The sequence below is a fragment of the Streptomyces sp. SAS_281 genome (assembly GCF_052542855.1).
This window is the reverse complement of the sequence record NZ_JBMNDO010000216.1, coordinates 1-2499: the sequence shown is the minus strand read 5'-3', so window position 1 is coordinate 2499 and position 2499 is coordinate 1. Positions and strand designations below refer to the sequence as shown.

The window sequence follows — 2499 nt, the reverse complement described above, 5'->3', positions numbered from 1 at the left end:
CAGTCGTGACTGCGTGCCTTTTGAAGAATGAGCCTGCGAGTTAGCGGTGTGTAGCGAGGTTAACCCGTGTGGGGAAGCCGTAGCGAAAGCGAGTCCGAATAGGGCGATTGAGTTGCACGCTCTAGACCCGAAGCGGAGTGATCTAGCCATGGGCAGGTTGAAGCGGAGGTAAGACTTCGTGGAGGACCGAACCCACCAGGGTTGAAAACCTGGGGGATGACCTGTGGTTAGGGGTGAAAGGCCAATCAAACTCCGTGATAGCTGGTTCTCCCCGAAATGCATTTAGGTGCAGCGTCGTGTGTTTCTTGCCGGAGGTAGAGCACTGGATAGGCGATGGGCCCTACCGGGTTACTGACCTTAGCCAAACTCCGAATGCCGGTAAGTGAGAGCGCGGCAGTGAGACTGTGGGGGATAAGCTCCATGGTCGAGAGGGAAACAGCCCAGAGCATCGACTAAGGCCCCTAAGCGTACGCTAAGTGGGAAAGGATGTGGAGTCGCAGAGACAACCAGGAGGTTGGCTTAGAAGCAGCCACCCTTGAAAGAGTGCGTAATAGCTCACTGGTCAAGTGATTCCGCGCCGACAATGTAGCGGGGCTCAAGCGTACCGCCGAAGTCGTGTCATTCCAGCATTAACCCCCAACGGGGGCTGGGATGGGTAGGGGAGCGTCGTGTGCCGGGTGAAGCAGCCGCGGAAGCGAGTTGTGGACGGTTCACGAGTGAGAATGCAGGCATGAGTAGCGATACACACGTGAGAAACGTGTGCGCCGATTGACTAAGGGTTCCTGGGTCAAGCTGATCTGCCCAGGGTAAGTCGGGACCTAAGGCGAGGCCGACAGGCGTAGTCGATGGACAACCGGTTGATATTCCGGTACCCGCTTTGAAACGCCCAGTACTGAATCAGGCGATGCTAAGTCCGTGAAGCCGGCCCGATCTCTTCGGAGTTGAGGGTAGTGGTGGAGCCGACGAACCAGACTTGTAGTAGGTAAGCGATGGGGTGACGCAGGAAGGTAGTCCAGCCCGGGCGGTGGTTGTCCCGGGGTAAGGGTGTAGGACGCACGGTAGGCAAATCCGTCGTGCATATAAGTCTGAGACCTGATGCCGAGCCGATTGTGGTGAAGTGGATGATCCTATGCTGTCGAGAAAAGCCTCTAGCGAGTTTCATGGCGGCCCGTACCCTAAACCGACTCAGGTGGTCAGGTAGAGAATACCGAGGCGTTCGGGTGAACTATGGTTAAGGAACTCGGCAAAATGCCCCCGTAACTTCGGGAGAAGGGGGGCCATCACTGGTGATCCGATTTACTCGGTGAGCTGGGGGTGGCCGCAGAGACCAGCGAGAAGCGACTGTTTACTAAAAACACAGGTCCGTGCGAAGCCGTAAGGCGATGTATACGGACTGACGCCTGCCCGGTGCTGGAACGTTAAGGGGACCGGTTAGCTGCTCTTCGGGGTGGCGAAGCTGAGAACTTAAGCGCCAGTAAACGGCGGTGGTAACTATAACCATCCTAAGGTAGCGAAATTCCTTGTCGGGTAAGTTCCGACCTGCACGAATGGCGTAACGACTTCTCGACTGTCTCAACCATAGGCCCGGTGAAATTGCACTACGAGTAAAGATGCTCGTTTCGCGCAGCAGGACGGAAAGACCCCGGGACCTTTACTATAGTTTGATATTGGTGTTCGGTTCGGCTTGTGTAGGATAGGTGGGAGACTTTGAAGCGGCCACGCCAGTGGTTGTGGAGTCGTCGTTGAAATACCACTCTGGTCGTGCTGGATGTCTAACCTGGGTCCGTGATCCGGATCAGGGACAGTGTCTGATGGGTAGTTTAACTGGGGCGGTTGCCTCCTAAAGAGTAACGGAGGCGCCCAAAGGTTCCCTCAGCCTGGTTGGCAATCAGGTGTTGAGTGTAAGTGCACAAGGGAGCTTGACTGTGAGACCGACGGGTCGAGCAGGGACGAAAGTCGGGACTAGTGATCCGGCAGTGGCTTGTGGAAGCGCTGTCGCTCAACGGATAAAAGGTACCCCGGGGATAACAGGCTGATCTTCCCCAAGAGTCCATATCGACGGGATGGTTTGGCACCTCGATGTCGGCTCGTCGCATCCTGGGGCTGGAGTCGGTCCCAAGGGTTGGGCTGTTCGCCCATTAAAGCGGTACGCGAGCTGGGTTTAGAACGTCGTGAGACAGTTCGGTCCCTATCCGCTGTGCGCGTAGGAATATTGAGAAGGGCTGTCCCTAGTACGAGAGGACCGGGACGGACGAACCTCTGGTGTGCCAGTTGTTCTGCCAAGGGCATGGCTGGTTGGCTACGTTCGGAAAGGATAACCGCTGAAAGCATCTAAGCGGGAAGCCTGCTTCGAGATGAGTATTCCCACCAACTTGATTGGTTAAGGCTCCCAGTAGACGACTGGGTTGATAGGCCAGATGTGGAAGCCCGGTAACGGGTGGAGCTGACTGGTACTAATAGGCCGAGGGCTTGTCCTCAGTTGCTCGCGTCCACTGTGTT

1 rRNA gene (only partly in view) is annotated in these 2499 nt (G+C 56.3%); it reads left to right on the top strand.

Annotated elements, in window-relative coordinates:
- Nucleotides 1–2477 (top strand): 23S ribosomal RNA (locus ACN6LM_RS37435); it begins 431 nt to the left of the window's first position.
- Nucleotides 2478–2499 lie beyond the last annotated feature (22 nt).